The organism is Streptomyces litmocidini (assembly GCF_014649755.1).
Taxonomy (GTDB): domain Bacteria; phylum Actinomycetota; class Actinomycetes; order Streptomycetales; family Streptomycetaceae; genus Streptomyces; species Streptomyces litmocidini.
Genome location: NZ_BMTQ01000047.1, coordinates 1 through 3,500 on the forward strand (window position 1 = coordinate 1; position 3,500 = coordinate 3,500).

General features: G+C 72.8%; 3 protein-coding genes. All 3 read right to left on the reverse strand.

Translation table 11 applies throughout. The annotated features are described in order from the left end of the window. A partial coding sequence (locus tag IE180_RS35690) for a fasciclin domain-containing protein (protein WP_190161095.1) occupies positions 1-401 on the reverse strand: 401 nt, incomplete at its 3' end. 84 nt (positions 402-485) lie between these two features. After that, positions 486-2,078, reverse strand: coding sequence for a molybdopterin-dependent oxidoreductase (locus IE180_RS35695; protein ID WP_190161096.1), 1,593 nt, complete (start codon positions 2,076-2,078; stop codon positions 486-488). A 654-nt stretch (positions 2,079-2,732) separates the two neighbouring features. Beyond that, positions 2,733-2,972, reverse strand: a complete 240-nt coding sequence (locus IE180_RS35700; protein ID WP_093872769.1) for a chaplin — start codon at positions 2,970-2,972, stop codon at positions 2,733-2,735. Positions 2,973-3,500: the final 528 nt, after the last annotated feature.

Consider the following 3,500-nt stretch of genomic DNA (forward strand, 5'->3'; position numbering starts at 1 on the left):
GCCTTCGGGATCTTGGCGAAGGCGTCGTTCGTCGGCGCGAAGACCGTGATGTTCTCGGCGTTGTTGAGGGTGTCGACCAGGCCGGCCTTCTTCACGGCGGTGACCAGGGTGGACAGGGCAGGGTTGTGGGACGCGGCGGTGGCGACCGGGTCCTTGGCCATGCCGTCGAAGGAGCCCGCGCCCTCCTTCGGCACCCCGGCACAGGCCGGGCCGAAGGGCTGGTCGCCGGTCATCGGCGCCTCGGAGGGCGTGCTCGTCCGCGTCTTCGCCTCGTCCCCGGCGGCCGCGGTGGGGGCGGCCTTGGTGTCGCCGCCGGAGTCGGAGCACGCGGCCAGGGAGAAGGGAAGCAGGGTCGCGGCGGCGACGGCGAGAGCGGTGCGACGGATCTTCGTGCTGTTCATGGTCTTTTACTCCTTGGAGGGCTTCTGTTCGCGTGGTGCGTGGGTGGTCGTGCTGCCCGGTGCGGCCTTCGGCCGCCCGGTGGTCTAGGTGACGGTGACGAAGACGCCGTGCCGGCCGCTGGCCCCGTCGGGGATGGTCCGGGTGCGCTGTTCGGTCTGGACCCGTCCGGTGCCGTCGGTGGCGCGGACGGTGAGCGTGTGGCCGCCGGGGGTGGCGTCCCAGCGGTAGGTCCACTGGCGCCAGGTGTCCGTGCCGGCCTGGGCGGCGAGGTCGGCGTCCCGCCACGGGCCGTCGTCGACGCGTATCTGGACGCGTGTGATGCCGCGGTGTTGCGCCCAGGCGACGCCGGCGACCGTGACGGTGCCGGCAGACGGGCGGGCGAACGGCTTGGGGGTGTCGATGCGGCACTGGGTCTTGATCGGCGCCCGGCGGGCCCACCCGCGCTTCACCCAGTACGGGTCGTAGGCGTCGAAGGTGGTCAGCTCGATGTCGGTGATCCACTTGCAGGCTGACACGTACCCGTACAGACCGGGGACGAGCATCCGGACGGGGAAGCCGTGGTCGAAGGGCAGCGGCTCTCCGTTCATGCCGACGGCAAGCATGGCGTCGCGTCCGTCCATGACGTCCTCGACCGGGGAGCCGAGTGTCATCCCGTCGACCGACCGCGCCACCAGCTGGTCCGCCTCGCCTCCCCTGGACGGTGGCCGCACGTCGGCTTCCCGCAAGAGGTCGGCGAGGGGGACGCCGAGCCAGCGGGCACTGCCGACGTACGGGCCGCCGACCTCGTTCGAGACACAGGTGAGCGTGATGTCGCGTTCGATCAGGGGGCGGGCGAGGAGATCGTCGAGGGTGTAGGTGAGCGGGCGGGTGACGCCCTTGCCGTGGATCCGCAGCCGCCAGGTTCCGGCGTCGATCCTGGGGACCGTCAGGGCGGTGTCGACGCGGTAGAAGTCGCGGTTGGGGGTGCTGAAGGCGGTGAGGCCGGGGACCTTCAGCTGAACGCCTGCGGGCACGGCGGGGGCGGGGGAGGCGGGCTTGGGCAGGACCAGGCTCTCGCGGGAGGCGACAGCGCCCTGGCCCTGCCTGCCGGTGAAGAACCGTCCCAGTGCGCCGGCCGAGGTGGCCGCCACGGCGGTCACACCGGCGGCGGTGAGAAAGCCGCGCCTGTTCCACCCGCCGGAGCCGTCCGCACGGACCCCGTCGGCGGGGTCCGGCGCAGACACGGCTCTGGACACCAGGACGTACAGGGCGAAAGCACCCACCAGCGCTCCGGCGACCGGGGGGAGCACGTCGCCGATGCCGGTGTAGTCGGGCCGGCTGAGGGCGGCTGTCGCTCCGACCACTCCGAACAGCAGCACGCCCGCGGCACCCGCCCGCCGGTGCGACAGGGCGAGGATGCCCAGGGCGATGGCGACGAGGGCGAGAACCGCAAGGATCCCGAGCCGCAGGGCGGTCTTGTCGTTCTCTCCGAACGTCCGGATCGCGAAGTCCTTCACCGCGGCCGGGGTGCGGTCGATCACCGCGCCCCCGACCACGGTCACCGGTCCTGCCGCAGGCCGCACCAGGCCGGCCACGAGCTCGGCCACGGCCAAGGCCGTGAAGCCGGCCAGGAGTCCGGCCAGGGCGCCGAGTGCGGCGCGGACGAGTTTGCTGGGGAAGCTGCTCACACCCGGCATTCGGCGACCCCCGCCCGGCGGATTGGTCTGACCCCCGAAAGAGTGAAGCCCTCGCCCGTGTTGCCATCGGGGCACGGGCGCGGTGGCTGCGGAGCGGTCCGTGTCACCGGCGTGCTCGGTCCCGCAGGCGCCGGGGCGGGAGAGGCCTCCGGGAAGGCGGCTGGGCCACCGGGTACGGAGCGCAGCGGGCGCCCGCGGTGAGCAGAACCGGGCAGCCGAGTCGTGTCCGGCGGGGCCGGAGTCCGACCGACCGGGAGGTCGAGGGGTCCTGCGCGCTCACGGTCAGCATGGAAGAGGGCCGGGCAGGCGTTGCGGTCAGCGCGGGAGGGGGGCGCCGGATTACCCGACCGCCGAGACCTCGCGGAGGCGTCCGCCGGAAGCGGACGTGGCCCGCAGATCGTCCGGGCGCCGGGGCCCCGGCCTCTTCGTCGGCCCCTCGGACGGCGGCAAGCAGATCATCGAGGTCCTCACCCGGCAGCCCGCGCGGAGGCGGGGGGTGCTGCGGGTGGCTGTGCCGAAAGCCACCCGCAGCCGGCCCGTCCGGCCCGTCCGGCCCGGGACACGTTCAGCACGTGTCCCGGGCCGGAGGGGCGCCGGTCCGCGCCGCCCCGTCCCGCAGGGGGCGGACCGGCGACCCTTCCTCGCGGTGGTCGGTCAGGCGTTGATGCAGGTGTTGCCGAAGGACGGGTTCAGCAGCCCGATGACGCTGACGGTGTTGCCGCAGGCGTTGACCGGAACGTGGACGGGCAGCTGGATGAGGTTGCCCGAGCCCACGCCCGGCGAGTACGCGGCCACACCCTGTGCGCCCGCGTCGGCAGACGCCACCGACCCTCCGGCCACCACCACCGCGCCGGCCGCCAGGGCCACGGCCAGACCTCGTCGCACACGAACCATGTTCTTTGACCTCCTGTGAGGACGGTCGGCCGCGCGGAAGCCCCGCGCGGCCGGTGAGGAATCTCCCGTGAACGCTTTCGGGCTCCCTCACACGCCGTCTTCGCGGCCGCTCTCCGGTCGGTTTGGCCTCACGCCCGTGCTTCCCTCGAAGGGGTGAGCCGCAGGTGGCTCGGGTGACGAAAAGTCCTCCCATCCGCAGGCCCTTCCGTTACGAAGAACAGACGACACACGTACAGATTTCCAAGACCGGTCCGTTCTCCGGAGCGGACCGGTCCCGCACGAGCGATGACACAAGGAGCGGCATGCGATGGACGCCCCGCCCCCCGACGGCCGATCCGGGCCGTCCCTTCGCCTTCTCCCCACGGGCGGAGCGGCGAAGGTGAGCCAACCGATCCCCTTCAGCGGCACCCGTCCCGCCGACACCGACCGCGGCGACCTCACGGACGTCATGCAGAAGGTCGCCCGTGGCGACAAACAGGCGTTCTCCGCCCTCTACGACGCCCTCGCCCCCCTGGTGTTCGGGATCGT